28 protein-coding genes and 1 other RNA gene are annotated in these 26,937 nt (G+C 53.9%); 2 read left to right on the forward strand and 27 right to left on the reverse strand.

Features of this window, described 5'->3' with window-relative positions; genetic code table 11:
* Positions 1–5: 5 nt before the first annotated feature.
* From Tfer_RS04205 to Tfer_RS04250, 11 genes are all read right to left on the reverse strand, one after another.
* A complete protein-coding gene (locus tag Tfer_RS04205; RefSeq protein ID WP_052217020.1) occupies positions 6–1,124 on the reverse strand; it encodes a RecB family exonuclease in 1,119 nt (372 codons plus the stop codon).
* Between the two features lie 19 nt (positions 1,125–1,143).
* Positions 1,144–1,314, reverse strand: a complete 171-nt coding sequence (locus tag Tfer_RS15850; protein ID WP_083436774.1) for a DpnD/PcfM family protein — start codon at positions 1,312–1,314, stop codon at positions 1,144–1,146.
* Between the two features lie 236 nt (positions 1,315–1,550).
* Positions 1,551–1,790, reverse strand: coding sequence for a hypothetical protein (locus Tfer_RS04210; RefSeq protein ID WP_052217021.1), 240 nt, complete (start codon positions 1,788–1,790; stop codon positions 1,551–1,553).
* Positions 1,791–1,895: 105 nt separating this feature from the next.
* Positions 1,896–2,207 (reverse strand): hypothetical protein, encoded by a 312-nt coding sequence (locus Tfer_RS04215; RefSeq protein WP_052217022.1) that lies wholly within the window; start codon positions 2,205–2,207, stop codon positions 1,896–1,898.
* A 45-nt stretch (positions 2,208–2,252) separates the two neighbouring features.
* Positions 2,253–3,227 (reverse strand): DNA methyltransferase, encoded by a 975-nt coding sequence (locus tag Tfer_RS04220; RefSeq protein WP_152908963.1) that lies wholly within the window; start codon positions 3,225–3,227, stop codon positions 2,253–2,255.
* Positions 3,228–3,548: 321 nt separating this feature from the next.
* On the reverse strand, positions 3,549–3,686 hold the full coding sequence (locus Tfer_RS16475) for a hypothetical protein (RefSeq protein WP_160315522.1): 138 nt from the start codon (positions 3,684–3,686) through the stop codon (positions 3,549–3,551).
* 67 nt (positions 3,687–3,753) lie between these two features.
* Positions 3,754–4,065 carry a hypothetical protein gene (locus Tfer_RS04225; protein WP_052217024.1) on the reverse strand — a complete coding sequence of 104 codons (312 nt, stop codon included), beginning with the start codon at positions 4,063–4,065 and terminating at the stop codon, positions 3,754–3,756.
* A gap of 614 nt (positions 4,066–4,679) precedes the next feature.
* Positions 4,680–5,618 (reverse strand): hypothetical protein, encoded by a 939-nt coding sequence (locus Tfer_RS04230; protein ID WP_052217025.1) that lies wholly within the window; start codon positions 5,616–5,618, stop codon positions 4,680–4,682.
* 59 nt (positions 5,619–5,677) lie between these two features.
* A complete protein-coding gene (locus Tfer_RS04235) occupies positions 5,678–6,067 on the reverse strand; it encodes a single-stranded DNA-binding protein (RefSeq protein ID WP_052217026.1) in 390 nt (129 codons plus the stop codon).
* A gap of 331 nt (positions 6,068–6,398) precedes the next feature.
* Positions 6,399–7,880, reverse strand: coding sequence for a hypothetical protein (locus Tfer_RS04245; RefSeq protein WP_052217028.1), 1,482 nt, complete (start codon positions 7,878–7,880; stop codon positions 6,399–6,401).
* Between the two features lie 352 nt (positions 7,881–8,232).
* Complete coding sequence (locus tag Tfer_RS04250; RefSeq protein WP_052217029.1) at positions 8,233–9,759, reverse strand: hypothetical protein; 1,527 nt, start codon at positions 9,757–9,759, stop codon at positions 8,233–8,235.
* 126 nt (positions 9,760–9,885) lie between these two features.
* Here Tfer_RS04250 and tnpA (Tfer_RS04255) point away from each other — a divergent pair, with 126 nt between their 5' ends.
* Positions 9,886–10,290, forward strand: a complete 405-nt coding sequence (gene tnpA, locus Tfer_RS04255) for an IS200/IS605 family transposase (RefSeq protein ID WP_052217030.1) — start codon at positions 9,886–9,888, stop codon at positions 10,288–10,290.
* Positions 10,253–11,389 carry an RNA-guided endonuclease InsQ/TnpB family protein gene (locus Tfer_RS04260; protein WP_083436775.1) on the forward strand — a complete coding sequence of 379 codons (1,137 nt, stop codon included), beginning with the start codon at positions 10,253–10,255 and terminating at the stop codon, positions 11,387–11,389. The genes tnpA (Tfer_RS04255) and Tfer_RS04260 overlap by 38 nt, the downstream gene beginning before the upstream one ends.
* Before the next feature lie 109 nt (positions 11,390–11,498).
* On the opposite strand, the gene Tfer_RS04265 is transcribed toward Tfer_RS04260, so the two are convergent.
* The 16 genes from Tfer_RS04265 to Tfer_RS04335 form a co-directional block, all read right to left on the reverse strand.
* The gene (locus Tfer_RS04265) at positions 11,499–11,825 is read right to left on the reverse strand and encodes a hypothetical protein (protein ID WP_052217031.1); all 327 of its coding nucleotides are present in this window, start codon (positions 11,823–11,825) and stop codon (positions 11,499–11,501) included.
* Between the two features lie 57 nt (positions 11,826–11,882).
* Positions 11,883–12,842, reverse strand: a complete 960-nt coding sequence (locus tag Tfer_RS04270) for an RNA-guided endonuclease InsQ/TnpB family protein (RefSeq protein ID WP_052217032.1) — start codon at positions 12,840–12,842, stop codon at positions 11,883–11,885.
* A 5-nt stretch (positions 12,843–12,847) separates the two neighbouring features.
* A complete protein-coding gene (gene tnpA, locus Tfer_RS04275) occupies positions 12,848–13,246 on the reverse strand; it encodes an IS200/IS605 family transposase (protein ID WP_052217033.1) in 399 nt (132 codons plus the stop codon).
* Positions 13,247–13,322: 76 nt separating this feature from the next.
* Positions 13,323–13,466: a hypothetical protein gene (locus Tfer_RS16480; protein WP_160315523.1), complete on the reverse strand. Its 144-nt coding sequence runs from the start codon at positions 13,464–13,466 to the stop codon at positions 13,323–13,325.
* A gap of 143 nt (positions 13,467–13,609) precedes the next feature.
* Entirely contained in the window at positions 13,610–14,905 is a 1,296-nt protein-coding gene (locus Tfer_RS04280; RefSeq protein ID WP_052217034.1) for a vWA domain-containing protein, read from the reverse strand.
* 1 nt (position 14,906) lies between these two features.
* On the reverse strand, positions 14,907–15,989 hold the full coding sequence (locus Tfer_RS04285; protein ID WP_052217035.1) for an AAA family ATPase: 1,083 nt from the start codon (positions 15,987–15,989) through the stop codon (positions 14,907–14,909).
* Positions 15,986–16,723, reverse strand: a complete 738-nt coding sequence (locus Tfer_RS04290; RefSeq protein ID WP_052217036.1) for a hypothetical protein — start codon at positions 16,721–16,723, stop codon at positions 15,986–15,988. The genes Tfer_RS04285 and Tfer_RS04290 overlap by 4 nt, the downstream gene beginning before the upstream one ends.
* A 90-nt stretch (positions 16,724–16,813) precedes the next feature.
* Entirely contained in the window at positions 16,814–17,188 is a 375-nt protein-coding gene (locus Tfer_RS04295; RefSeq protein WP_052217037.1) for a hypothetical protein, read from the reverse strand.
* Positions 17,189–17,505: 317 nt separating this feature from the next.
* Positions 17,506–17,834, reverse strand: a transfer-messenger RNA (tmRNA) gene (gene ssrA, locus Tfer_RS15855).
* A gap of 18 nt (positions 17,835–17,852) precedes the next feature.
* Positions 17,853–18,296, reverse strand: coding sequence for a hypothetical protein (locus Tfer_RS04305; RefSeq protein WP_152908964.1), 444 nt, complete (start codon positions 18,294–18,296; stop codon positions 17,853–17,855).
* Positions 18,297–18,491: 195 nt separating this feature from the next.
* Positions 18,492–18,785 carry a hypothetical protein gene (locus Tfer_RS04310; protein WP_052217040.1) on the reverse strand — a complete coding sequence of 98 codons (294 nt, stop codon included), beginning with the start codon at positions 18,783–18,785 and terminating at the stop codon, positions 18,492–18,494.
* 361 nt (positions 18,786–19,146) lie between these two features.
* On the reverse strand, positions 19,147–23,586 hold the full coding sequence (locus tag Tfer_RS04315) for a PKD domain-containing protein (protein ID WP_052217041.1): 4,440 nt from the start codon (positions 23,584–23,586) through the stop codon (positions 19,147–19,149).
* Positions 23,587–23,695: 109 nt separating this feature from the next.
* Positions 23,696–24,847, reverse strand: coding sequence for an S-layer homology domain-containing protein (locus Tfer_RS04320; protein ID WP_052217042.1), 1,152 nt, complete (start codon positions 24,845–24,847; stop codon positions 23,696–23,698).
* A gap of 28 nt (positions 24,848–24,875) precedes the next feature.
* Entirely contained in the window at positions 24,876–26,009 is a 1,134-nt protein-coding gene (locus Tfer_RS04325; protein WP_052217043.1) for an S-layer homology domain-containing protein, read from the reverse strand.
* 18 nt (positions 26,010–26,027) lie between these two features.
* On the reverse strand, positions 26,028–26,525 hold the full coding sequence (locus Tfer_RS04330; protein WP_052217044.1) for a hypothetical protein: 498 nt from the start codon (positions 26,523–26,525) through the stop codon (positions 26,028–26,030).
* A gap of 9 nt (positions 26,526–26,534) precedes the next feature.
* A complete protein-coding gene (locus Tfer_RS04335; RefSeq protein WP_052217045.1) occupies positions 26,535–26,918 on the reverse strand; it encodes a hypothetical protein in 384 nt (127 codons plus the stop codon).
* Positions 26,919–26,937 lie beyond the last annotated feature (19 nt).

Below are 26,937 nucleotides of genomic sequence, written 5' to 3' on the forward strand. Positions count from 1 at the left end.
TCAAATTACAGCTTCTTCCACTTGAAACTCCTGCTCCCCGGCTTGGTTTTCGCCAAGCCTTCGGGCAGGATATTCTGTATCTGCTTTAGCTTTTTGCAGTCTGCTTTCAGGAATTCCCACGGGTTGTACCCGGCCTGCTGCAGGAAGTGGTAGTATTTCTGCAGGTCGGTGATCTCCACGCTGTCTGAATTCCTGAACCAGCCGACTTCCACATCGTCGGTCACTATGTTGGCACCGGTCTTTTCCACCCAGTCCTTGAGGTGGCCGACTACCGTGTCCAACTGGGCCTCCAGGACCAGCATGGCCTGGACCAGGGTTTTCGCGTCCTCCTCGGTTGCCGGCGCTTTAATTTCTATACCGTCCCGGCGTTTGACCGCCGGGCAGTCGGCGGCGACGTGGCAGTAGCTGCAGTAACGGTTCGGGTTGGGCGGGAACCCGGCTTCGCCCTGGTCAAGGTTCCGGGTTATCTCCGTGAAGCAGTTCTTCAGCCAGTCCTCGGCTTCCCGGAGGTCATCCGCGGTTATCCTGCCTTTCTCCACCCGGTCATAACGCAGGAAATGCAGTTCTGCGTCCCAGGTGTCGATCCCGTGTTCGCCGGCCAGGAGCCAGCAGTATGTTTTCAACTGCATGGTCCCGGCCACGGTATAGGTCTCATACCCGGTCTTGTAGTCGATTATCCGGCCCGGCTCGTCCCTGAATACGGGTATCTCCACGTAGTCCGGCTGGCCGGTTACCACGCAGCCTGGAATTACCTCCCTTTTCAGGCGGCGTTCCGGCACCACTTCGGCCAGTTCCGGCGGAGTATAGCTGTTTATGAACCGCCGGGCCAGGGACATGATTTCCACCATATCATCCTGACACAGGGTGGTCAGACGCCGGATTTCCGTCTGCGCCACGGGAACCAGGTCCTGCACGCCGTTATGGAAGGCGTACAGCACGGTATGGGTTGCCTCGCCGAGCTCTTTTGGTCTGGACGGTGGCTGTTCAATGCCCTCGATAACGGTCTTGTAAAACCGCCTGGGGCAGCCGTATTTCGGGTTGCCCCAGGTGTTTAGGTCGGAGTACCGGATTTCCAGAACAGGGTCCCGGTCCGCCTGCTCTGTTTTGAACAGTTCGGTCTGCATGTTTCTACCCCCCTTTTTTTTACGGCGTTTTCAGTTCAAACGCCGTTTCGATGTAATCTTCGCTGTCCAGGACTATTTCACCGCTGTGATACTTTTCTTCAATTATTTCAAGGGCTTCTTCTTCCGACTCTGCTTCAACGCTTACGTTTCTCGCCAGTCTTTCGCGCACACAAACGGTGTATTTTGGCATTTGTTATCCCTCCTTTTTTATATTTTTTAAATATACAGCCTGCCAGTGTCCCCGGCAGGCAAAATAAAAAGGGATATGCAGCACTTTATAAAGCGACATACATACCCCTTTGAATCTTGATTTAATAAAACCTGGTTCCCCCGCGCTGTGTGGGAAACAAAAGTGAAAACTTCAAGTAAAATAAAAAGACTTTGGTACAGGTATATTATACCAGATGCCAAAGTCTTTTGTAAAGGTTATGGTTTTATGAGATACCAAAAAACCCCGGCCAATATTAAACCTTGCCCCAACAATAAACATCCATAATATCTGCTTTTTCTTTTATGAATATCATAATACTGCTTACTTAGCTTGTCATCAAACCATTGCATAAACATTGCTTTTTTGAAATGTCTGTCGGCTTTAAACATTGTGACCAACATGATCACAAATGGAATAGACAGCACAATGGCACCCAATACTTTCTTTACAGTCATAGAACCACCCCACTATATTATAGTTTACCACCTTTTTCACGCATAAGCCAGTTTAACCACTTTTTCATTAAGGCAAAAGTGGAATGGGATATTTTTTAACTTAACTTAATATTTTATTGAAATTATTGCATAACATATTGCTGTTGTTATTACACTGGTTAAAACTACTTTTATATTAGTGATTTTTTGCCTGTATCCATACCCACAATATGACATCAAACTTAACACAAGTAATATCAGCACCATAGTCCCTACAACAGCTATACAACCAATTATTTTTTTAAATAATCCTAACATTTCCGGTTCTGCCGAGTGGGGTGTTATAACCAAAAATACACTTATGCCAATCATGAGTACTGAAAACACAAACATGAAAGAATTAGATGGCTCAAAGAGCCACTCAAAGGCTTTTTTCATAAAAAATTCCCCCTTATAATTTATATTTTAACACATTTACAACGGTTACTGAATATAAGCCAGTTTAACAACCTTCTCATTGGGACAGATAAAGTCCTGGCGGTACATCTGCAGCACCTGGCGCAGTTTTTCCCGCAGGTGGTTGTTAGCCCTGGCCTTCTTGTGTTTCTTTACTTCCTCCAGAAGGCTGTCCCTGGTGGCCGTGCCGCCCAGCTTTTCCAGCGCGGCATGTACCACGTCACGCCAGGTGACCTTCTCGCACTCCCGGAGGTCGATTTCCAACTGCTTCACGATCCGCCCCGGCAGTATATAGCAGTCCTCTTTCCTGAATATCAGTATCCATTCACAGGTAACCGGGATAAACGCCCGGCTCCCGGAATAGTCTTTTCTGCTGGAGGACGCGCCATGCTGCCACTTGGGGATAATGTTCACCGGCTTCCCGAACCAGGCCATGTCGTGGGCAATACTGTACAGCCTGCCCTTGCTCTTGATGTCGCCCACGAGGACCACCAGGTGGCCGTTTTTGCGCAGTGCTGTGACGCATTTCGCAAAAACCTGGTTGGCCAGCTTTATGAAAGCCTCGTAGGTCGGCTGCCTGGACAGGTCGTCCGGGTGCGGTTTGCCCCATTCCCTGCCGCTGTATACCTTCATATTGTGGTACGGCGGGTGCCAGAAGATCAGGTCCGCCGAGCAGGGTATCTCGTCTTTGACGGCGTTAAACCCGCCCCAGGCAGGGTTGAGGTCCAGGGCCACGCAGTCGGTACCGTACCGGTCGCAGACATGTTTTGTCGTGCCGGAACCCACCATCGGGTCGAGGACTTTTTTCGGCTCGAACCAGTCGAGCAGGTCCTCCGTCAGTTCCGGCGGGCTGTTGCCGGCCCACGCGCCGCTGCCGTCGCTACCCCGGTCAGGGGCGGAGAAAAAGCCTTCCCACAGATGGATACGGGGAAAGGTTTTGGACAGTCTTACCAGGTTGTTAACCGGGTTGTAACCCGGTCTTTTCCACGGCTTTTCTTGCATTTTTTCACCCCGTTCTGGTATAATATTCAAATCAAGGGAGGGAGAGAGGCCCCTCCCAGGAACTAGAGGCTTACCTGGTGCGAGAGGGTCGCTTACGGTCGGCCTCTCTTGCTTTCTTCAACTCCAACCCGGCTTTCCTGAAAAGGAACAGCGCGGTCAGCGGTTGAATACCAGCAAGGAGGACTTCCTTAACGTCCTTCCACGGCACAGGCACCACCCCCTTCCCCAAGGGTTATTGCCTTGTCCCTTGATATTTAACCTGTTTTTGGGTATAATTTAATTATCAGGGGAGGGAGAGAGGGTCCCTCCCGAGAACAGGGGTTAATGCCTGCGTCTGGGTTTGCTGCAGTTAACCCCTTTTGCTTTCTTCAGTTGGAGCAGGGCCGTTGCCAGTGCAACCAGGCCGCAGGCCAACTGAATACCTGCAAGAAGAAGGTCCGCAAGTCTTTCCCAGGGCATAGGCACCACCACCTTTCCCGAAGGAAAAGGATTTCCTTCTCCCCCGATAAAAAGGAATCACCTGCGGTTAATTACCGCAGGTGATTTTTTTTGCCAGGGCCACAGCAGGAACATCAACCGGCTGTATATACAGCCCGTATTCGCTGCTGTACACTACGCCTGACACATTTGCGGGCAGTACGGTAACCAGGCGGTTGCCGTACTGGATTTTTTTGCCTGCTGTTTTGACGGTTACCTCCTGGCCGGTGACGGCGCTTTTATACACCAGCGCGTCACGGGTGGCCTTTATAATGCAACCGTGGTCGCTGGTCCCGGCCTCGGCCAGCACGGGCGCGGACAGCAGGACAAGAAGCATGGCTGCCAACAGCAGTCTGCGCATGTTTTACCCCCCTTTCCATAGCTTGATTTTCTCCCCGCGGCAGGTTATAATATAATCAAACCTGTCTTAGGGGGCGGGTGGTTTTTAAAACGTGGCAAATATTTTGTCTTGTGTTAGGTTGTTCCTAACGTTTTTTCTTTGTCTTTTGGCAGGCGATGTACAGTTCTATTAGTTTGACGGTTAGCGCGATTAAGCCGGTTATAAGTTCAGCAAACTTTGCCAAAACCATCACCCCCTTTCTTCACCACTCACACCCCCATGATGTGTGGCAAGAAAGGTTGCGTCAGGGATATACCACCAAACCCATAATTATCAAGTTTTTAGGGCACGCATAAGCGTGCTCTTTTAAATATTTAGGAAATTATGCTTTGAGGTAAAATTGTGGATAACCTCAAAAGCGTCACAATTTTGACATTCTTCACTGTTTGTTTCACCGTTTGGCCCTAGATTATCACAATCAGGGCTGCACGGTATGGCCTCATCAAGACCACAACTGGTTTTGCAAATACTGCAATCTTCACCGCACCAGTCTTTATGTGCCATACTCTATCCCTCATTTCTTATTTTTTTCTATGCCCAACACGGTGAAGTTAAAGAGGGGAGCGTTCCCCTCTTTAACTTACCTTGAGGTAGGTGTGACTGCCCTGGGTAAATTTCTGCCCCTGGACAGTCATTTTCGTGCCAACCGGTATTTTGCCTGCTTCCTCGGCGGATGGGCCGGAGTAAAGCAGGTACAATTTCTCACCGGTTTTTAGATCAGCGGCTCCAATCCTGGCGAAAACCCCCTTGTCAGCCTTCTTCACCTCCGGCTCGGCAAGGATTTTCACCTGGTAAAACCCGTTTTCGGTTTTACCTGCCTTTTTGTCCTGGCCGGCTGCGGCAGAACCGGCAGCGGACCCGGTGTTTTCCGGCGTTACTTTTGCCACGATGACGCCGGCGTTGTCGTCGGCATCCTTCCCTGCCCCCGCATCCAGGGCAGCAACCACTTCTTCATATGTGGCGAAGCCAGTGGGGAGGATACCGATACCGGCCTCGCCCATGGCACGGGCCACGGCGGAAGTGTAGGCTACCTCCAGCGGGTTGGTGCCGCTGGCACCGCTGTCGTCCCAAAAAATACGGGCTATACCTTCGAGAGCACCGTAAATTTCGCTCTCGATCCGCACCCGGACCGGGATGTCAGGCGGAAGGCGCTTGCCGGTGGTCAGCATGACTTCCTCCAGCTTTTCAAGATTGGAGGTCATGCTGAATTTTTTGTTCGCCGCCACGTGTTTGTCGGCGAACACTTTCTTACGCCCGTCGGCACCCATGTACGGGTTCCGGATCGTGATATACAGATAACCCGTTTTGGGATGCCGCCATACACCGGCCAGTCTGAGTTCGTTGGGTACCGCATCTACAGCTTTTCTGTAGATGCAGACACTCTGGTCAAGCAGCCGGATGAACGGGTGATACTGCTTTTCCACGGAGGCATAAGCCCATTCCAGGGCGTTTTTCGCCTCCTGCTTCTTTTCGGCCACTTCTTTGAGCAGCCGTTCAATAAGCCATTTTTCCATACGAAATCCCCCTTTTTTTTGGAATTTTAAGAGCAGGGGGCTAACCCTGCTCTTTTATTTCAAAAAGGTATGTCGTCATCGGTGAAGTCAATGAGGGTGCCCATTTCCTCCACACCCGTATCGTTTTTGTCTTTGGGGCTGAGGAAGCGGACGGTTTCGGCCAAAACCTCGGCAACCCAATGTCGCTGGCCGTCCTGGCCCTCGAAGGACCGAATCCGCAGGCTTCCGTCTACTGCAGCCAGTTTACCTTTGGACAGATAGTTGGCACAGTTTTCGGCCTGCTTGCCCCAGACAACTATGTTGATGAAATCTGTCTCCCGCTCCCCCTGCTGGTTTTTGTACGGCCTGTCCACAGCAAGAGTAAAGCCGGCAACGGCCTTACCGTTAGGTGTGTACCGCAGTTCCGGGTCTTTGGTCAACCGGCCAATCAGTATGATCCTGTTCAGCATTTTCTCATCCTCCTTTTTTTACTTACTCTGCGCTCTCACCCGCCGCACCGGGTGAGCGCTGGTTCCTCCGTTCCCTGTGCGGGGGCATTGATTTTGTTTTTTCGACCTCCTTTCCGGTTTTATATAAAAACCCCACCGGAACGATTGTTCGCTCCTGATGGGGATAAAATAAAAAGGGGCACGCATTGGTTTTCTTAAAAAACGCAATACGTACCCCTTTAACTCTGTTTTTAAATAAACTTGGTTTCTCCGCGATCATGCGGGGAAACAAAAGAAGGAAAACTTTGTAAAACACATAAAGACTTTGGTACAGATATATTATACCAAACACCTATATCTTTTGTAAATGGTTTAGCTTAAGTTTTCCGGCTATTTCCCGCAACGCCAGTTCTTCATTGACATTGCGGATGAATTCCAAACGCAGCTTCCGCCGGCGCACTTCGTTAATTATACGGAAATACAGGGCATGGGACAAATATCCGGCAAAAACAAACACCACTTCTGCCTTGTCCAGCAGGTTCACCGGGAAGTTTACGTTATCCGTGCCGATGAATTTCCACTCCGGAAGCAGGGAGCGCATCTTCTGCTGCCAGCGGTCGTGGCCGCCGACAATAAGCCCTTGCACTTCCCGAATCCGGTCCAGGTCGGGGGTATCTTCCGTATGGTCCGGCGTTTCCGGGTTTTCCAGCAAAAAGAACAGTTCCCGCAGGGCAGTTAATTCCGTTTTGTCTGCCTGCAATTCTTCCCGCAATTCGGCAACTTCCGCAGTCAGTTTCCTGACCTGCCCCTGGTATTCCGCAACAGCCTGCTGGTATGCCGTTTTCGCCTGTTTCCGCAGTTCGCCGTTTTCCTGCATTAACCGCTGATTTTCCGCTTCCAAAGCTGACAGGCGCTGCCGCAGTTCGGCATTCTGCTGTTCCAGGCCCTCCAATTCAACAAACATGGTTTCCCGGTTGTTGGCGAAATACTGCTCCTTCACCTGCCGGTATGCCTTGAGCAGGTTTTTGATATACAGCCCGCTGACCAGGAACTTTGCAGCTTCGTTCTTGTTCAGGTTAAAGTGACTGGCAAAGTAGGCGGCCAGGATTTCGCTGACATCGCGTTCATTAACCGGGACTTCCTCCACTATGGAGGTATTCAGATTTTCTATGTCAAACAGAAAGGCAATGGCCTCGTTCAGTTTGACCAGGTCTCCGTTGTTGCTGTCGCGGTGTTTGGCAATGGCATAGAAATTTGCCTTCATGTCTTTGACGCGGTATATGTCGGCCTTTAAAGTTTCCACCTTAACCCGGTGCCCCGGTTCCAAGGTGTTCAGGCTGAGTTTTTTCCATCCTTCGGCGTGCCGGAGCCGGTCATACAGCGTCTGGCAGAACTGGTTATACGCTTCGTTGCTGATTATTTCTTTCCCCAGCAGCCGGGCTGTGACAATGGCCATAACGATGGTATAGCAGATTTCATCATCTGTGAGCCTGTCAATATCATCTTTGACCAGTGTCTCCAGAAGGACATCAATATCCACCGCTGCAGACCTGCTGACCGTATTGAACACCTTTTTCCAGCCTTTTTTGATCAGCGGGATTATATCCGTCCTGTCGCAGGATATTAGCCCCAGCACCTTTTTTGCGTATTCGTCCCGGAGAAGGCTGTTATTGGCAAGCAGTGGGTGGTTGTACCACCTGCTTTCCTTAGCCAGCCGGTAATACCGGTATTTCGATTTTTTATACAGCCGGTCGATGTCTTTATGCAGTTCCGGCTTCATTGCCAGGGCATTGGCAATAAAGACACTGATGTCAATTTGCACGGGCTCGTCCATAAAATCCTCCACTTGGTTAACTTTTCCTCTATAATAGTCTCAGTATCAAAACCCCTGAGCCGGGTATCGCAACTCATAGACTTGGCAAACAGGTGGGAATGGCGTTCTCGCGTCTCAGTTTTAAAACCCCCTGAGCCGGGCATTGCAACTATGGTTATACTGCAGGTCTCAGTATTAAAGCCCCTGAGCCGGGCATAGCAACTGAGTATAATACTCCCCGGGCCGTCGGAGTTTATGAAGGTCTCAGTATTAAAGCCCCTGAGCCGGGCATAGCAACCGAACCGCAAACCCAGCAATATCAGCAGTTTGGATTTCGGTCGGCAGTTGTTTTTCCCGCAAATCGTTTTTCTGATCAGGAAGCAGGGGTATTTGCGAAAGTCCTGCCAAATTTCCTACATGCGTTTTCTATTGCCAGATACAGCGTGCTGACTGCGGCAATAGTACGTATTCTATCCTCCGGTTTTGATGTTTGCGGACCAAACTCGGGGTCCGGCTTTTCAGCAGCCTTCCGCAGGTCTGGTTTTGATACAACTACTTCTGCATACTTCTTCGCAATTCCTGCCGAGAAGATGCGGTATATTTCGCGCCTATGGCGTATCAACTGGTCGCGCAGATTGACTTCCCACAGCCACAAGTGCTGTTCGCGCATGTACCAGTATCCGACAGCTTCAAACATTTCCTCATCGCCGTCAAACCGGTTTTCACGCCATTTCCGGTATACACTGACCAGCCTGGCCTGCGACCGCCACTTGTCAATCGTTGCCAATTCTTCCTTGAGCCAGTCCGGGAACATGTCAAGGAATTTTGAAATTGTTTCTTTGATCTCATTAAAGTGCTTGTCCCGGATAGACCGCAGGTCGTCCAGTTTATAGAACTGGCTCACAACGCGGTTGGGCAGTATGAGCTCCCCCTTCTGGCCTGAATCATCGTGCCAAGTTGCGGCAACAATGCCATTTTCGTTTCGCTGCCAGGTGCAGTTTACGAATATTCTGCCGCTGGCCGCAGGTATTACCGGGGCAGACGGTGTTTCAAGCGCAACTGTGACAACCAGTTTGTATCTGTATGTATTACCCAGTTTTTCCCGGACTATTGAAGCTGATCTGATAGTTCCATCAGGCGGCAGCGGACGGTGCATGACCATCGGCAGTTCCAGCCACACCGGATTCCGGCCATCGGACGCAACGCGAATACGCACCTTTGTCCGGGACAGTCTCCGGCGTTCCGAGCGCTTCGGATGATACCACGCTTCCTCAGATACCGGGTCAATCTGCAGCCTGGTATCAGAACCAAACACCTGTTCCACCGGCAGGCCCTTTTGCCAGCGCACTGTTACCTTCCCGCTGCCGTCAAAGCGGTGGAACCGCAGGTCCCGGCCCTGGCGCGCCGCTTTCTGGCGCGCAACCTGATAACTGGCAACCACTTCGTCATAATTGCACCAATACAGGCCGGATTCAGCCTGGGCCTGCTTTATTTGCTTGACTCGTTCCGCATCTAACTCTTTCAACTTGTCACGGTTGGCTTCCAGCATTTCTTTTCTGGCAGCCCTGGCCTCCTGCCTGGCCTGTCTGATTCGCTCCCGCAGGTCCTTTGCCCTCTCCCGCAGGTCGGAAATATTGACTCTTACCGACCGCTTCTGTTGCCGGCGCTGTTTGATTTCCTCCCGAACGGCTTCCAGTTCCGCCTCGAGTTCCGGGACCGGGTTATCGGGCGGAGTAAGCAGGTCGTTAACAGCCTGGCGGTATTCTCTTTCTATCTCCACCAGCCGGTTCCAAAACTGATTGCGCCGGTGAAGCTGGTCCAGCATTTCCTTTTCGCCTGCCGTTGGTGTTAAGCAGCCGTATTCGTACACCCGGCAGGGTTTTGACTCGTGCCCGAACACAGATTTCGCCTCCCTTTGCGTGTGTTTGCGCTGAATTTAACTTTCCCGCCGGGAAGTCCCCACCCGTGAGGGTGGGGATGAGAGGCGGGTATTGCTTATTTTCAGCTCTTCCGATAGAATAAAGGTATGAAGTACCAATTAGATAAGGGATGTCATTCTGTATACTCTCTTCGGTCCCACTATGTGTGCTGTGTAAAGTACCGGAAAAAGGTACTGACCAAAGAGATTTCCTCGCGCCTGAAAGAAATAAACTTCAGCGTTGCAGAAAAATTCGGAGTACAGATCATCGAGCAGGAGACCGATCTGGACCACATTCACATCCTTTTTGCTTCCAGACCCCAGGTACAGCTCTCAAAGTTTGTGAATTCCCTCAAGTCGGTCTCTGCACGCCTGCTCTTCAGAGAATTCCCTGGACTGAAGAAGGAGTTGTGGGGCGGCCATTTCTGGTCGCCGAGCTATTTTCTTGCCACCGTGGGGGAGGTGAAGCTGGAAGATGTCAAAAGGTACGTCCAGTCCCAAGGCAATGCGTAATTACAGGTTTCGCATCTACCCTAGCAGAGAACAGGAACAAAAACTTCTTGACTGGATTGAGACCTGCCGCAAGATTTTCAACACAGCAATTGCTCAAAGGAAAGAATCATGGGAAAAAGAGAAGCGTTCTCTTTCCCGTAGAGAACAGCAGGTATGGCTGAAAGAGGCCAAGAAAGAAAACGAATATTTCCGACAGGTTCATTCACAGGTTGCCCAGGAGGTTCTTTTCAGGGTAGAGAGAGCTTTTGCCGCTTTCTTCCGTAGGGTCAAAAACGGAGAAACGCCGGGGTATCCCCGCTTCAAGGGCAGAGGGCGATATAAGTCGCTTACCTTCACCCAGTTTGGAGAAGGCAAAGGAGCTTCTTTTCAGGACGGCAAACTGAAACTGTCAAAAATCGGCCTGGTGAAGATAAAGCTGCACCGGCAGATACCCAGCACCGTCAAGACCGTGATCATCAAGCGGGATGCTGTTGGCAGGTGGTGGGCCGTTTTTGCCGTGGAAATAGAACTTTCCCAACAGCAAACACATGCCGGCCCTGCTATAGGTTTGGATGCTGGGCTGGAGAAATTTGCAGCCCTTTCAGACGACAGCGTTATCGAAAACCCCAGACACCTGAGAAAGACAGAAGAACGGCTCAAGCGAGCCCAGCGGGAACTCTCCCGCAAGGAGAAGGGTTCCCGCAACAGGGAGAGGGCCCGGCGGAAGCTGGCGAAGCTCCACGCCAAAGTCCGCAGCCAGCGGATGGACTTCCTGCACAAGCAGTCCCGTAAATTAGTAAACACCTACAGTCTGATTGCTGTAGAGGAGCTGAACATAAAGGGCATGGTAAAGAACCATCACCTGGCAAAAAGCATTTCTGATGCCGGCTGGGGTGAGTTCATTTCCATGCTTGAGTACAAAGCGGGAGAAGCTGGTACCAAGCTTGTCAAAGTGAACCCCTCCGGCACATCGCAGGAATGCAGCAGGTGTGGGATGACCGTACCTAAAGAATTATCGGAACGGGTACACTGCTGCCCTTACTGCGGCCTCACGCTTGACCGGGACGTGAACGCTGCCCGGAATATTCTGAAGAGAGCGTTGGCTTTGGAAGCGGCCTAAAGGCTTCCCTACCGTGGGGACCACGGAAAGTTACGCCTGTGGAGCTGGTCCGTTAGGGCCACTGTGAAGCAGGAAGCCCCTTCCGTAAGGAAGGGGTAGTTCACGATAGCTACAGGCCAAACACCTGCTTAACCGCCTCCCGGATTTCTATGTCCCGGTACGGTCCGGCCCAGAAACGCTCGGCAGCGTCGATGACGGCCATGCTCTGCAGTTCGTTCAGGTTCTGCAGTTTCTCCACCAACGCAACATCATCCACATTCCATTTCTTGTCCAGCCCGTCCAGCCTGCAGGCGTCACCGATACCGGCCCACAGCAGGCAGGCGGTATCCGCACTGTACAGGCTCTCGTTCAGCGCATCCACGATAAGGCAGGCCTCGTCAACAGTCAGCCCGGCCTGTTTCAGCGCCCGGCGGTACAGGGTCTGACATCCTCCCACCCCTTTAGGGGTGGGGTTCCTTAATAGGAACCAAGAGGTTTTTTACTTCGCGGATGCTCAGGCGGTTTGCCTGAACGTCCCCTGTTCACGGCCTTGTGGTGTGGTTTTTCTCCACACGAACAGGTTGACCGCAGGGCGTGCCAGACCGCCCACTACTCCTGAAGCAGGCTGTCCTGCTTCTTGGAGATACCTTTGCAGAATGTTGTACGCTCCCACCATGTCGGCGTTAAACAGGCAGCCGCAGTGTCTGAACAGGCCGCGCATGACCCGCGCCGACTTAGCCCGCCTGCGGCAGATAGGGCAGGTGATGCTTGTGTCTTTTTCCGATACATCTACTACACGAATACCTTTCAGCGCCGCTTTGTAGGTGAGCATCCGGATGATCTTCCTGTACGGCCAGGCGTGCAGCTTCTGATTACCCCTGTCTCCCCAATTGGCGTCTGAGCGAATACCTTTTAATTCCTCAACGACAATCACGGAGACATTGTTTCCGGCGGCATAATCAACAATCCACCTGGTCAAAGCGTGCAGGTAGTGCTTTCTCTGCCTGCTCCATTTGCGGTTGAGGTTCCGGCTGCGTCTGCTGGAAGAACTGCGGCATTTGGCAATTTCTTTGTGAAAATACCTGTCCAGGGCAAGAAGTGCTCCACCAGGCACCAGAAAAGTTTGACCGGTGGAGAGTATCCCGGCAGCAATATTTACAATGCCGAGGTCCAGGGCCATAATATTACCTGGTTCCCGGTATTTGACTGATACCCGGTGAACAATATGCAGGTACCAGTCACTTGTCTGACTGCTGAAAACCAGTTTGACCTGCTTGACTTCACCCAGAAAATCTTTTGGTGAAAGGCGATATTCCAGGATGATTTCCCTCCTTGAATACGTGCGTGGCAGGCGAAGCATCACCCGATTGTCCGGCAGTATCCGAAACGCTTTTTGCTTAAAGGTTACGGCTTTAGCTTTTACTGTGAGTGTTTGTGTTGGTTTTTCCTGTAGGCTTGCTTTTCTGCGGGCCACTGCAATCAACCTCTCTTTTTTTGGGCTTCAACATATCTCTGAATTGTTTCGGAAGAAACATTGCCGGCGGTTGAGACAAAGTAGCTCCGCGTCCACATGGACGGCATCCGTGCTATATGCTCAAACTCCCGGCGCAGATGGTGTGAAGATACGCCCTTAATCCGTGCCACAATGTCGTGAGGCGCTAATTCCGGCGGCGCGTTGACAAACAGATGCAGGTGGTCAGGCATGATCTCCAGAGCCAGGATTTCCAGGTCCAGAATTTTCGCAACCTCCTTAATCAGTTCTTTTAACCTGGCCTCAACCGGACCAACCAGCACCTTGCGCCGGTAGCGCGGACACCAGATGAAGTGATAGTTTACCAAAGATACGGACGTGTGTTTGTGTCTATATTTTTGCTCCATAGTTACAGTATATCAGGTTGTTGAAAAACAGGAAAGATGTTCCGATAAAAAAAATAGCCGGGCTCTCATCCCACGGCTAAAGCCTGTGGGCTTTCTCGCCCGGATTTTTGTAAAGCCGTTCCAGGTCGCGGTTGATTACCGTACTCCTTGGGCCACGAGTGTCGAGCTGGGCCACAATGGACGGTTCAAGAGAAACAGATGTTTTCTTTGCAAGCGACATGTTCAATCGCTCCTTTCCAATCTAAATTATACCACTATCATACCACCATGGTACGACCCTGTCATTACCTTAATACCGTCAATACCGCAAAAAACCCGCATGTATCCAGGACACGGTGCCTGCATACATGCGGGTGCGTGGTGCTACTGTATTCTGATTGTTTTTGCCCAGTCCGGGGTTTTCCCGTCCCCGGTAAGGGCAACTATAATGACCTTCATCCCCTCCGGCGGCTGGTCCGGCCACGGGGTCAGGCAGTCAGTGATAACCACCGCTACCTGCGGGCAGGGCCTCAGCTTTGCAGCGGCCTCCAGGCCCGCGCCCATATCCGTCCCGCCTCCGCCGGCAAGCCGGACCTGCTCCGGGCGGAACACCCGGCGGCAGGACTGCACGGCCCGGTCAACCGCCAGCACGTGGACACCTTCACGCTGGCCGAGACTGCGGAGGATACCGGCTATTTCGGCCAGGGCCTGAGCCAGCATGGCGTCACCGACACTGCCGCTGGTGTCCACCACCACGGCAACGGACGGCACCGGACGGCGCAGGGACGGGAATATTACTTTCCCGTTCCCGACCTGCCCCTGCCTGCGGCTGGGGCGGCGGTAGGAGTAGTCACACGCCCCGGCCACATCAGCCACGGCATGGCGCACAGCGGCGGCCAGTTCCTTCCGCCAGTCCACCTTCGGGCGGAGCTTTTCATCCGCCCAGCGTGCCCAGTGGCCGGGCACGTTTCCGCAGGCCCGGACGTGTTCCCTGATCTGCCGGGCCACGTCCCGGCGGATCAGTTCCGCTTCGGCCCGGCTGATGCCCGGGGAGATGCCTTCACCCGGAGGGCCTTCCTCCCATTCTTCCGGCTGGCCGGTGGCGCAGGAACCGCACCGCCCGGCACCAGGCGCAGGGACCTGTGACGCGCTGTCACGGTCAGGACCGGCAGACGCGCCGCCATCTCCGGCTTCGGGTTCCCCAACGCCGGTGCCGCTTTCGTTTCCCGGCTGAGCCGACGCGCCCTGGCTGGCCGCAGCCTGCTGCGCCTGTTTTTCCAGCGCGGCATAATACTCCTCCGCGAGGAGGCCATTTGGCTGCCCGATGCTGGCCGGGGTAATCGCACCGGCAGGCAGCCTGACCCCTTCACGGAGAATGTCATCGTCTATCTCTGCGTCGGCCGCGATATTTGACAGACGAGGGTCAAATTCCTTCATGCGGGACGCGTGATCCCGGAGAAGGTGGCAAATTTCGTGATAGAGGACGCCGGACAGCTCCTCCACCGTCCAGCGTGTGGTGACGGCGGGGTCGTAATAAAGGCGGAAAAATTGGTCCACCGCCATAGTGCCCAGCCCGGGTTTAGCAACCGGCTGGAGCGCCCAGGCAGCGCTGGTCAGATATGGACGGTCCTTTACCAGGCGGAGCCGGGCCGCCTGGAGTTCGGCGGGCATGGTAGGCATCCTACATCAGCCCTCCCTTCTGAAGCAGAGGGATGAACTCCCGCAGCTCCTTCTGCGGCAGCGGCAGGTTCGGCTTTTTCGCCGCAGCCAGGGCCTTCGCCGCTGCCGCAGCGATGTCCTTGACCCCCTGTTCAGCAGCACGGGCCAGGACCTGCCAGGCCGCCAGCCAGCGGTCTTTTGTCAGATTCCCCACCGCGGCAGATACAACCGCTGTCAGAACCGCAAACGCCTGGTCTCCACGTTCAGGGATACGAAACCGGTCTGGGTGCGCAAGTATTTCCTCCGGGTCAGGCAGGTCCAGGGCCTTCCGCCAGGCAAGGAACTCCAGCCCGGCCCCCTCGCCGACGCACCCGGCCACCAGGGAGGCAGCCACGTCCTCCCCGGCCTGCGCTGCATCACAGGCGGCCAGTAACCGGGCCGCCATGTCCCACGAACGCGGAGACGGCCACGCGCGCCCGGCCTGCTCATCAGACGCAGGTACCTGCAGAAGCAGGTGCGGCCGGTGGCGGATGAAACCGGCCACCAGCGCCCGCGAAGCCGGTATCCCGGCTTCCCAGCCGTCGGGCAGTCGGGGCACAACAGGTATCCGCCAGCCCTGGATCATGCCGTCCACCCATGCCTCTGTGTCAAGGGACCAGGTCAGGTGGCAGAAACGGTTCGCCAGCGGGGCGCTCAGGTCCCAGCCCCCGGCGGCCTGTTCCGGCGGGTTTGCCGCCGCAACCACGGATACCCCGTCCGGCAGCGGCAGGTCACCGACCACCCGGTCCAGGACCACCCGCAGAAGGGCGGCCTGCACCGCCGGCGGGGCGGTGGAGATTTCATCCAGGAACAGGATGCCCTTCCCGGCCTCCGCCAGCCGCCGCGCCCATGCGGGCGGTTCCATGACCACCCCGTTGTCCCGGATTACCGGAAGGCCGGAGAAGTCTGCAGGTTCCCGGATGGAGGCCAGGACAACCTCCAGCGGGAGACCAAGTTTGTCCGCCAGCGCACTAATACTGGCGGTTTTGCCGACGCCCGGCGGTCCCCATGCGAGGACCGGGGTGCCAGCCTGGATGGCAACTGAAAGAGCAGGCACGATTGTCATGCCTGCTCACCCCCTTTCAACCAGCGAAGGCGGTAGGAGCCGTCCTTCGCCTTTATAATTTTTGCGCGGGCGGGGTGAACCTCAAACCCCCGCCCCTGTTTCCCTGCCAGGACGGTAAATCCCTTGTCGTCCTCAGACAGTACGTCAAGGACGAAGCAACCGTCCACAACCGCCAGCCCGCGCCGCCAGACGCGGGAAAACCATTGCAGCGGCACGGCAGCGCTGACATAACTGTCCGTACCGGGCCATTTGCCATTGTGGCTCCAAACCCTGCTGCTGGAACCGCTAATGACAGGGTCCCCGATGCGGACGCAAACCTCATGGTTCCCGCCCGCCCAGGATGTTCGGCTGCGGCGGTAGGAACAGGTTTCCAGCGCCTTCCCAGCCAGCCTTGCCACCCGCGCGGCGGCGCGGGTAGCGAACGGGACCGACAACGGGTCAGCCTTAGCGTTCCGCCGGCGACGGGCCGCGGCTTTTTCCCGCCCGGCGTCAAACGCTGGCCGCAACCCGGCGGGCAGGTCCCGCCGGTAAAACGGGAGTTTTACGCCCCGCCTCCAGGTCTCCAGGACCTTGAGGCAGCGGCAGGGCTCGCCGCCCAGGGCCTCGAAGGCCCTGTCGGCTTTTATGTCCGGGTGGTCGTGGAGCACGACCGCCCCGGACGGGGTAATACTGATGGTGTGCAGTGCGCCTTCACAGCGCACGCGCACCGAAACAACCGGTTTCTTTTTTGTCATTTTTTTGTTCCCCCTTTTGTGAAAAATAAAAAGGGGCACGCATTGGTTTTCTTAAAAAACGCAATACGTACCCCTTTTCCGCCCCGAGGGTCAGTCCTCAAGGGCATCGGCCACCGTGGCAAGGCTGCGGCAGCCGATAATTTTTCCCTGCTCGTCCCTGACGGTGTCGTTTGGAACGAGCAGGTCCCGCCTGTGACGGGCGGCCTGAGCCACAGCGAGGGACACGATATAGAACGTGCCCTCCTCCGGGTCGGGCAGGTTTTCTACCCGACCCAGGGACTTGCGGATTACAGGTATCCGCAAGTCCCCTATAAAAATTTCTCCGATCTGCTCGGAGGTCTCCGAGCAGCGGGGAAGTTTTTCGGCGGCGGAGGGTATCTCCACCGCCGCCCCGTCCTCCCGCACCAAAGTTACCGGGTGCGGGGTTAAGTTAATTATTTTTTTGATTTCCATATGCTTCGGCATTTGTCATTCCCCCTTTTTTTATATTTTGTAAAATATACAGCCTGCCGTTGGTTCCCGGCAGGCAAAATAAAAAGGGGTATGCAGCACTTTATAAAGTGACATACATACCCCTTTAACTCTGTTTTGAAAACCTGGTCTCCCGCATAATGTGTTAACACGGGAAACAAAAGTGAAAACTTCAAACAAAACAAAAAGACTTTGGTACAGGTATATTATACCAGATACCAAAGTCTTTTGTAAAGGTTTTTTTGCTGCAGGGGATACTGTGATGCCTCCACCAGAAAGCCAGCCCTGGACAAAAACCACGGTTAACTTTCTGGTGGAGGCGGGGGGAGTCGAACCCCCGTCCGGAAAACAACCTGCACAGGCATCTCCGAGCGCAGCCCGGTGTTTTGGCTTCGCAGGCACAGCCGCCCTGACCGGCAGGCTGCCGTGCCGCTATCCCGACGAATCTCGCCCAGCCCCTCCGGGAACCGGGGCGGGCCAGCCCTGTACAATGACCCCCGTATCCCTCACCCAGGGCGCAGAGGGCCGGAAGATACAAAAAAATTAAACAGCGCCTGTAAATCCACCGTTTTAACGGGCTGGTGGGACCCCGGCTCGCTTCCCGTGCCTGTTCATCCCCCGTCGAAACCTGTCCGCCCCCATAGAATGAGCCCGGAGATTACTCTCCGGGCTCTGCTACGACACAGTTTTCCACACCTGTGTCGTACCCACATACCGGGCAAATTGCGCCCGGTATGCTCTCCAGTCTGGTCCCGCATATGTGGACCAGACTGTTTTTTCCCTGGGAGCAGTCCTCGGGCTGTTCCCAATAAAGAACAACCCCGAGGACTCTGGCCGCCTCTGCAAGGGCGGCCACCACCCAGGCGGTCACGACCGGATTGGCCGTGGCCAAGCATCTGTCCGTTTCATCCAGACAGATGCTTAATTCGCCCCGGCGATAAACCGGGACGTCATTTTCATCTGCCTGGTTAGGCAGATGATCTAACATCAATCTTCCCCTTTCGGGGAAGATTTTTTCTAACGCCGCCCATGCCAGGGCATGGGCCGCTTCGAGATCATCGACCTTGGACAGGTCGATAACCTCACTTAATCTTTTTTTCATAATTTCCCCGCCTGCGTCAGACACAGACGGGGTTTCACCCCCTTTTGTTTTTTATTTTCACCCCCACCCCACGTACCGGGTGAGGGGTTAGCCTCCTGCACCCCTGGAAACAGCACTGAAACAGGTTCAATCCTGTTCCCAGGGCTTTTCCGAAAAAAATTTTAACACCCGCCGGGCCGGACCGGCGGGTGATTTTTATTTTTTATCTACATACCACCGCCTGAGACGGTGGTATTCTTTTTCTGGGACAAAAACCAGTCCCAGAATTTCATTCTTTTCAATCCTCCACCCGGAGTGGCACTCGTTGCCGCACTCACAGGTGGTTGAAAAACTCTCTTCTCCGAATGCGGCACTGCCGCAATCGGAGATTGTTATTATTCCACCCTCTTCTTCGAGGGTGGAGTAAAATTCCTCTACTGAGTTTTCTACATCATCGTAGACTAAGTAGTCTACGATGATAAATCCATTCTTTCTTCTTATTGCAAACATGTTTTCCCTCCCCCCTCACACTGAGTAGGGAGGGTCCACCTCCTTTTTTGTTTTTTTTATTCCTCCACCGTTCCGGCTCCGGTGGAGGTCTTCCTGCACCCGCCGAACATCCGTTCCCCGGCGGGCGTGAAATAAAAAGGGGTACGCACTGGTTTTCTTAAAAAACGCAATACGTACCCCTTGAACTCTTTTTTAAAAAACTTGCTTTTCCACCCTCAAGGGGGGAAAAGGAAAAATCAAAAACTTACATTCCTACCACCCCAAAAGGTGGCAGAAAAGACTAGAAAAAAACTTTAATCTGATTACATTTTACCAGATTACCAAAGTTTTTGTAAAGAGCCTGAAAAAATTTTTCTTGAGTTTACTGGCTCCGGTGGTACCGGAAATAGTCCTGCCAACTGCCGCTTATGATTATTGCCGCATCGTCGGTCTTAACCACGCCGTTGGAGTACGTTACCCGGAACCTGAACGTATAGGTGCCGTCGGGCAACTGCTCAAAATCCGGCTGCCACATGTCGCCGGTCCAGTTAACCCTGTCCGTTGAGGTTAACGTGCTGGTTATACCATTGTTTAAAAGTGTTGCTGTGACAGACACGGCCTTGGTGGCGGAACTGCCGGTGTCAGTGGTAGCGGCTGTAAGGACAAACCGTTCCCCGGCCCAGAATACGTTGTACCCCCTGGGCAGGTTGTCGGTGCCGGTATGGTACTGGTTATATGCTATGCGGTTTTTGTTCCAGTCAGGCGTATGCTGAACGTATCCGTTTATGCCAAGCCGGTTCACCACAAAGGATTTTGTCACTACCCCCGTGGACCCGTGGTTGTCCCATACGCGCAGGGTTACCCACCAGGTTCCGGGCAGGACATTGCTTAAGGTCACGTTTTTGGTCGTATATGTCCTGGTAACCCCCTGCGGGTCAAAGACGGTCCACTGGTAGGTTATGGGGTCGCCGTCGGGGTCATAGGACTGGTTGGTCAGGGTCACATCATCGCCCTCATAGATCACCGCCGGGGTCCAGGTAAAGGCGGCCACGGGCGGACGGTTGGGGTCGGTTACGGTTATCGTTTTAATCACCGGGTCGCTCCAGACACCGTAACAATCCTGTACACGCAGGTAAACGTCGTAGGTGCCCGGTGCGGTGATCCCGTTCGGTGACCCCAGGGTCCATGTGCTGGCCGGTGTGGGCTTCCATTTCCATTCCCACTCCACTATGCCTTTGTCCGGGCGCCTGTACTGGAAGTCCGGGTCATACGAGAGATCGGTTATGTTCAGCGTCCCCGGCTGGGCCGTGAAATCGGCAACCGGCTTCCGGTGCACTATGATGGACGTGGGCACCGGGTTGGACCACAGCATGTAGTCCAGGAACCTCAGATCGCCATTAACCGGGTTGTCCTGGGCTTTATACGTGATGTCATACTTGCCAACCTTGTCAAAAAGCGATACGGGCGAACTGAGGATTTTATTGTGATAGAACGAATACCCGGAGTTGTTGTCCACATAGTCCGGGTCGTGGACGTAGTACCAGTTGTCCGCGTATTTGGGGTCGTCCTCGTAGTCGGAGTAGTGAGGTTCATAAGCAATACTCTCATTCAACAAAACGTATTTTACCAGCTCGCCTGGTTCAAGTGAAACCTGCGAAGCAATATAATTACCGAGGCTATCAAGCGCTGAAGTGATATTGGTATTATAAAAGAAGGCTCCTCCACTTGAATCCTTTGAAATTATAAAGTCTGCCTCAGCTTTGTTTAATTCTGTACCTAAAACACTGTAGTTAACCTGTTTAGCGGAAAGATTGCTTGCAAAATCAGTTGCCTCCACGCTTTGAAAGTCTGGTAAAGCTACGTCTACATAAAGCCTGTCAAGACAACGATCTTGCGTTGCTTTCACATACCTTATAGTGTCATAAGGAAGATTGTTGCCGTATACGGTTAAAGTTTGATGTTTATAAGCTGTTGCTTTAAAGGAACCTACTCGTGACCAATTAACATTATCCGGACTGACATAAACCTGAATATCTTCCCATATTGTTGAACCCCCACCAGTGTACCCTGTCACAGAAATTGAAAAAATATCAGATTTCTTATAAGACTTGCCAAAATCTATAGCTCTCATTTTGGCCCAGTAATAGTAAATGTCCCACACTTCGCCCCCAGCGGCAGTATTGCCGCCAGAAATACCATAGTTGCCCGCAAAGGAAGAACTCAGAGAAACTATATTTGAATAAGACTCTATATTTTTAAAAGCAATATCATCTGACAAATAAACCAAAAATTTTTGCGCATTATCACGCCAGGTTAATTCATTTAACACCTGCTCGATTGGTTTCGGGGACACCTTTTTTACCGCAATATCATCCAGATAAACAGTTAAAACAGGGTACTGGTCAGCAAACAGCCGAACGTATAGTCTCGTTACATTGCTGGGAATAGCTTCAGGTACAGTTTCAAAATATTCGAAGCCGTTCGTGGTTCGTCCGATAGTTATGCCTGTAGTATCCCAAACAACTCTGTTATAACTGTCGAAGCCAAACAGGTCCACATTTACCAATCCTTTGGTGTACGACTGAACATTAATGTAAGCCGACAACTTCAACTTGTCTCCCGGCACCCAACCACTGATTTCCTGGACCTTTCCATAAGACCAGGTACTACCATCAGGGTTGATCAGCAGTGATTTATTACCTGAGTGTTTTACTACACTTTGGAATGATGTGAAAGAATCCGTATACACATACCCCCCCCAGAACCAATAGGGTGACCCCTGCTCAAGAGAAGGATCTGAAACGATGTTAGACGACTCAACAATTGCTCGTGATACAGTAACTTTTGCGTCAACATCTTTGGCGAGCAGCTTGGGAAGCACATACGAATTAACATCATTGTTAATGTTTGCGATTTTAGCCGGGTCAGTTTCCCCTACCACAACCGCAACATCTGCTTTCGGCTGCGTCCTAGCAACAAAGGAAGTTACCGGAGGTATGTTAATAACCTCAGTTGTTTTCTCGTAAGCAGGTTTATTAATGGTAGTGGCTGTTCTGTAGTCACTGTCATCAATAAATTCCGGAATTGTCGGCTGGCCAAAGCCTTCCTTTACCTCCAGTTCAAACAGGTATTTCCCGACATGACTGGTCCGCAGGGTTGGTGCGGTATTGTTCCCGTCGTCCAGCACGGTCCAGGTCTCGTCAAGGAACGAGCCGTCATTGTTGCTGTCGAACCGGTATTTCCACACCCGCTGCGTGATGATGTCACTATCCGGGGAATATGACCTGTCGGTAAGTTTTATTGTGGCATAGGCGCTGCCGGCCACGCTGTCGGCAGGGTCCCGCAGCACGTAGACCGATGTGGTGAAGTTGGCCACCGGCGGATCGTCCGGGGCTATGACAATGTCCTGAACGGCCCATGCAGAGGCGTATTTTGCGTTATAAACCCGCACTTTAACCCGGTACGTACCCGGCTGCTTAAACAAAACTTCCTGCACCCGGTCGGTGCGGGTACCCAGCTTTATGTCTGACGCCGTGCCGCCCGATACGGGCTCGATAACCAGTTCGTCCCTTGCCGGGTCCAGCGGGTACATGGCCGGCGAACCGCTTCGGCTCCAGTCGATGATCACTTTGCGGTTTTCCTTCAGTGTGCCGGATATGTCCAGGTTGGCCCAGGGTATCGGCTGTTTGATGAATATGGACCGGGAATAGCTGTCCTGAGCGCCGTCATCGTCGGTCACCGTCAGGCGCAGGGTGTACTCGCCATACACATTGAAGGTCACCGTCCCCCCGCTGCTGCCGAGGTTCTGCGTCACCCCTGCCGTGGCCGGCAGGATGGTCCATTTCCGGCTCACGATTGTCCCGTCCGGGTCGCTCGACCGGTCGGTTACGGTCACCTGCTCGCCCTCGTAAGCCTCGGAAGGCCAGGTGAAGTACGCATCCGGCGGCTGGTTGGGCGGCGGCGGTGGCGGTTCATAATCACCTCCGTCATCCTCCGGCGGCGGCGGTGGGGGCTGGTTGGAACCCACGGCAATATAAATTGACTTGGCCGTGCTGCGCCATACGCTGTCACGGGCCAGCAGGCGGAACTCAAAGACACCTTCCTGTTCCATCTTCACCGTGTAGGTGGTCTCAACGTGCTTCGCGTAATACCGCTGGCTGTTGATGTAGGTCTTTCCCGCGCCGGCGAAGCTCAGGTCGATGTACTGGTTCCAGAAAGTATTAGTCTGGGCCTTCAGCGTAAACGTGACCGTATCGCCGACGTTTACCTGGGTTTTGTCGGCAAGAAGCGTGACATACGGCGGAACAGACGTATAGATGGTCATGTAGTGGTTCGCCACGTCATAGGTCCCGCCCTTGCCGCCGCAAAGCTCGATCAGCCGGACAAAATTGGCGAAACGTGTTTCTCCGACTGGCGGATACAATTTCCAACTTTGACTTTGAAGTGCCTGCCGGACATAATCCCGGTTGCCGTTGGCCAGGGCGATCCAGGCGTCCCACTGGGGCTCGCCCACCATCGGGTAGCCGTTGTCCCGAATCCTCTGCTTGTCCACAAACTGGATTATGGTGCCCACTGTGGAGCCGTTTAAACGCACGTCCCACGGGCCGACGGTGTAACAATCCATACTGTTCCATTTGATTACAGAAGTATTGGCCGGTTCCACCTTCTGGGTGTCAGGGTTCCAGAGGCCCAGTATCCAGCCGTAGTTCCTGGTGCTGATAAAGCCCAGGGCGGTGCCCGAAGGGAACAGGCTCGTCAGCAGCGCCAGGACAAGGGCTGCCGACAGGAATTTTCTGCCGGTACGGTTTTTTCTGAGACGCACCGGAACATTACCTCCTTTCGTTGTATTTTTTTTGATTTTTTGCCGCCACAAAAAAAAAGAGCAGCCACAGTAAAAACCGTGACTGCTCCGTGATATTTTTGCCTATCGTTTAACTCTGCACCAGCGCCATCAGCCGGTTGAGGACCGCCGCGGCTTCGGCGCGGGTTATCCTGCCGGCAGGGCGGAAGGTGCCGTCAGGGTACCCGCTGACTATGCCGTGCCGCAGGGAAAACTCCACGCTGTCGGGGAAGCGCGATGACTGCAGGTCTTTTACCGACGCCGTGCCGGAACCGGCCCCCGCAAAACCGGGATGGTTCTTCAGCGCGGCATGGACCAGGGCCACCACTTCCTCGCGGGTGATCTGCCTGTCCGGTTCAAACCGGCTGCCGAAGATGCCGAGGGCCTCGGCCCTGTCCATGTACCCCGTCAGGCTGTACACGGCGTTATAGGCCCAGTGGCCGGACGGGAAGGAGTCAAAGATGCCCGTGTTGTCAGCCGTTCTGCCGGCAGGGTATTTGTCTGACAGCAGTTTGTTCAGCATGGCGGCAAACTCGGCGCGGGTGATGTTTCCCGCCGGCTTGAACCGCCCGTCGCTGTAGCCTTTGATGTAGCCGTTTTTATACACATTGTTGATGGTGTTAAAAGCCCAGTGCTTTTTGCTAACATCGGAAAAGGGCTTGTTTATTCCGTCGGTGCCAATATACACCAGTATGCCATCCTTGGTTACTGTCAAACCATTATCATTGGTCCAGCAAGGATTGCCCAATGCGTCTTTGCCCGGGTAAATCCTCTCGGTGAAGGGCAGGTACCGGAACGTTTTGTCCTTCCTGTTGTATATCCACATTTCGTCAGCAATGATGTAGCCGGTGTTAAAACTGCTTATCCGTACCCTAATGGCGTTGATGTCGGCATCGTACAGCCAGCCCGTCATGGTAACGCCGCCAGGGCCCATGCCGACGCCGTTGGGGTCCAGGGTAACATAAATGCTCCTGTAACCTTTGAAGCTCAGGTCCTGGTCGTATTTTTCCAGTTGGACAACAACGGAATAGTTCCAGGTGTCCACCTTCGGGATGTATATGGAGTATTTGCCTTTGGCAAACTGAGATGTGTCTATCTTCAGGTTTTTGTAAAAGTTCTCGGCGTACTTCAGCTCCTGCGCGGTCACTTTCTCGTAGTCAGGCACGTACATGGCCCGGGCAGGAGCGCCAAAACACAGCAGCACAGCCAGCAGAGTGAAAATGAACAGCACATTTTTCCTCACAAAACCAACCTCCTTAACCTACAGCAACCTACAGCCTGCCGACAACCCGGTTCAGCACCGCCGCAACTTCCGCCCTGGTGATTGTGCCGCCCGGCCTGAAGGTGCCGTCGGGGTACCCGCTGACCATGCCGTTTGCGGCACAGAAGGCCACGGCGTCGGCGAAACCTGTCCCGGCGGTGTCCTTAAACGTCTGACTGTTCCGGAGGTTAAACCCCGGTCGGGACTTCAGCAGGGAGTACAGCACGGCTGCGGTTTCGCCCCTGGTTACGGGCCTGTCCGGCGCGAACTTTGCGCCGAAGATTCTGGCGGCGTCCTGCGGCGGGATATGGCCAAGGACATGGTTTACCGCACCGGCGGCCCAGTGGCGGGGGTTCAGGTCGGCAAAGGCTGTTTTGTTCATATATTCGCCGTTACCGGGTGTTTTTTCCTGCAATATCCTGCTCACCACGGCCAAAAATTCCGCCCTGGTCATCGTCCGGTCGGGCAGGAACCTGCTGTCGGGGTACCCGCGCATGTACCCGCGGGCCACCATGCTGCTTACCGGGGCATAGGCCCAGTGTCCGGGCGCAAGGTCGGTCAGGACAACGTACCGGTTCGGGAACAGGTCCGGGCCGTACACCGCTGCCTGGACGGGCCGGCCCCATAAATCATAAAGGGCGGTTATATTGCCTTCACTGTCAACGGCACCGGTTACCCGTTCCCCGGGCGGGATATATGTCAGCCCCTGGCCGGGATAGTAAATATATTCGTCGGATGCCACGGCTGCGTTTTTCCGCGTATGCACCAGGTCGATGTACACGCCCATGCCCAGGTAAGGGTTGACCACCTCCAGCACCATGTCCTGGCCGCCGGTGCCGAAGTACACGGTTTTCCATTCAACCATCAGGCCCACGTACCTGCCGGTGTCTGTTTTAACGGACCAGATATAGGGGGCTTTAACCCTGGGCAGGGTCAGCAGGAGTTCGCCGGTTTTCAGGACCCGCGATGAGTCCCATTTAATTTTCCCCCACACGGATTCGGCGTAGTTTATATCTTCTTTCGTAACGCTGCCCGCGCCGGCAGGCGGGGTAAAAACAGCGGCCCATGCCGCCGGCAGGGCGGCGTTGAACAGCAGCACCGCTGCCACCGCCGCTGCAGTCAATGTTTTTCTTAACTCGGACACAACAAATCAACCTCCTTATCAGTTGCCAAAACCGGGGTATTCGTACACGGCCCATTTCCGCATGGTCCATGCGGAGGACAGGCCGCTGGTGACGGGTTTTGTTATGCTCACCACGGCCACCACCGCCGGGCCGCGGACGGTCTTGGTTATGTTATACACGGAGTTCTCATACAGCAGCGGAAAGGTCAGGCCGTTGCTGTCGTCCAGGAATTCCATGTATTCCACCTGCGCTTTGTCAGAAAACATGGTGCCGGGCTTCGGGTTCAGGTTTTCGTCCAGGCCCAGGTTGGCGGCCAGGGTTTGTCTGAACGCGGCAGCCGCCGCTGTCCGGTCAAACACTATGCGGCCATTGGACAGCTCCGCCCGGTCAACCTGCAGGCTGGCGTCGTGGGCCGCGCGGTTAACGGCGTTTTTAAGCCGCTCGTTGGCCAGCAGGGTTGTCTCGGTGTCGAGCTGGTACAGGCTCACGGAAATGAAAAATATGCTTATCAACAACACGCTGATTGCTGCACGCATGGCCCTTACCTACCTCGGAATGTATTCCGACATCTGTTTTGCGCCGGCGGACAGGGTGACCGGGCGGCTGCCGAACAGGCGCGGCATTACGGACATCTGCCCGGGCGGTATGGATATGCGGCCCCAGATGTATTCCCCGCGCGGGGTCAGGGTCTGGGTGCCTTCAAAGACCACCTCGCTCTCGGAATAATGCAGCACTTCCGCCACGGTTTTCTTCATCTGCTGGATGGTTTCCGAAGTGAACCGCCCGTCCACGGCGGCCTTCTCTATGCCCTGGTCCATGACTATCTCCAAAACGGAGTTCTGCAGGTGGACCACATGGTTGAACAATGGCTGGAACGCGAAATATATGAGAAAGGGCGAAACCAATAACAGTGATATTACCTGCTTCAAGCCAGTTCACCTCTTTTTT

The organism is Thermincola ferriacetica (assembly GCF_001263415.1).
GTDB classification, from domain to species: Bacteria; Bacillota; Thermincolia; order Thermincolales; family Thermincolaceae; genus Thermincola; species Thermincola ferriacetica.

Bases quoted from the DNA above. Each gene is read 5' to 3' on its own strand.
- Tfer_RS04205 (WP_052217020.1), bottom strand. From the start codon at position 1,124: ATGCAGACCGAACTGTTCAAAACAGAGCAGGCGGACCGGGACCCTGTT.
- Tfer_RS15850 (WP_083436774.1), bottom strand. From the start codon at position 1,314: ATGCCAAAATACACCGTTTGTGTGCGCGAAAGACTGGCGAGAAACGTA.
- Tfer_RS04210 (WP_052217021.1), bottom strand. From the start codon at position 1,790: ATGACTGTAAAGAAAGTATTGGGTGCCATTGTGCTGTCTATTCCATTT.
- Tfer_RS04215 (WP_052217022.1), bottom strand. From the start codon at position 2,207: ATGAAAAAAGCCTTTGAGTGGCTCTTTGAGCCATCTAATTCTTTCATG.
- Tfer_RS04220 (WP_152908963.1), bottom strand. From the start codon at position 3,227: ATGCAAGAAAAGCCGTGGAAAAGACCGGGTTACAACCCGGTTAACAAC.
- Tfer_RS16475 (WP_160315522.1), bottom strand. From the start codon at position 3,686: ATGCCCTGGGAAAGACTTGCGGACCTTCTTCTTGCAGGTATTCAGTTG.
- Tfer_RS04225 (WP_052217024.1), bottom strand. From the start codon at position 4,065: ATGCGCAGACTGCTGTTGGCAGCCATGCTTCTTGTCCTGCTGTCCGCG.
- Tfer_RS04230 (WP_052217025.1), bottom strand. From the start codon at position 5,618: ATGGAAAAATGGCTTATTGAACGGCTGCTCAAAGAAGTGGCCGAAAAG.
- Tfer_RS04235 (WP_052217026.1), bottom strand. From the start codon at position 6,067: ATGCTGAACAGGATCATACTGATTGGCCGGTTGACCAAAGACCCGGAA.
- Tfer_RS04245 (WP_052217028.1), bottom strand. From the start codon at position 7,880: ATGGACGAGCCCGTGCAAATTGACATCAGTGTCTTTATTGCCAATGCC.
- tnpA (WP_052217030.1), top strand. From the start codon at position 9,886: ATGAAGTACCAATTAGATAAGGGATGTCATTCTGTATACTCTCTTCGG.
- Tfer_RS04260 (WP_083436775.1), top strand. From the start codon at position 10,253: ATGTCAAAAGGTACGTCCAGTCCCAAGGCAATGCGTAATTACAGGTTT.
- tnpA (WP_052217033.1), bottom strand. From the start codon at position 13,246: ATGGAGCAAAAATATAGACACAAACACACGTCCGTATCTTTGGTAAAC.
- Tfer_RS16480 (WP_160315523.1), bottom strand. From the start codon at position 13,466: ATGTCGCTTGCAAAGAAAACATCTGTTTCTCTTGAACCGTCCATTGTG.
- Tfer_RS04280 (WP_052217034.1), bottom strand. From the start codon at position 14,905: ATGCCTACCATGCCCGCCGAACTCCAGGCGGCCCGGCTCCGCCTGGTA.
- Tfer_RS04285 (WP_052217035.1), bottom strand. From the start codon at position 15,989: ATGACAATCGTGCCTGCTCTTTCAGTTGCCATCCAGGCTGGCACCCCG.
- Tfer_RS04290 (WP_052217036.1), bottom strand. From the start codon at position 16,723: ATGACAAAAAAGAAACCGGTTGTTTCGGTGCGCGTGCGCTGTGAAGGC.
- Tfer_RS04295 (WP_052217037.1), bottom strand. From the start codon at position 17,188: ATGCCGAAGCATATGGAAATCAAAAAAATAATTAACTTAACCCCGCAC.
- Tfer_RS04305 (WP_152908964.1), bottom strand. From the start codon at position 18,296: ATGAAAAAAAGATTAAGTGAGGTTATCGACCTGTCCAAGGTCGATGAT.
- Tfer_RS04310 (WP_052217040.1), bottom strand. From the start codon at position 18,785: ATGTTTGCAATAAGAAGAAAGAATGGATTTATCATCGTAGACTACTTA.
- Tfer_RS04330 (WP_052217044.1), bottom strand. From the start codon at position 26,525: ATGCGTGCAGCAATCAGCGTGTTGTTGATAAGCATATTTTTCATTTCC.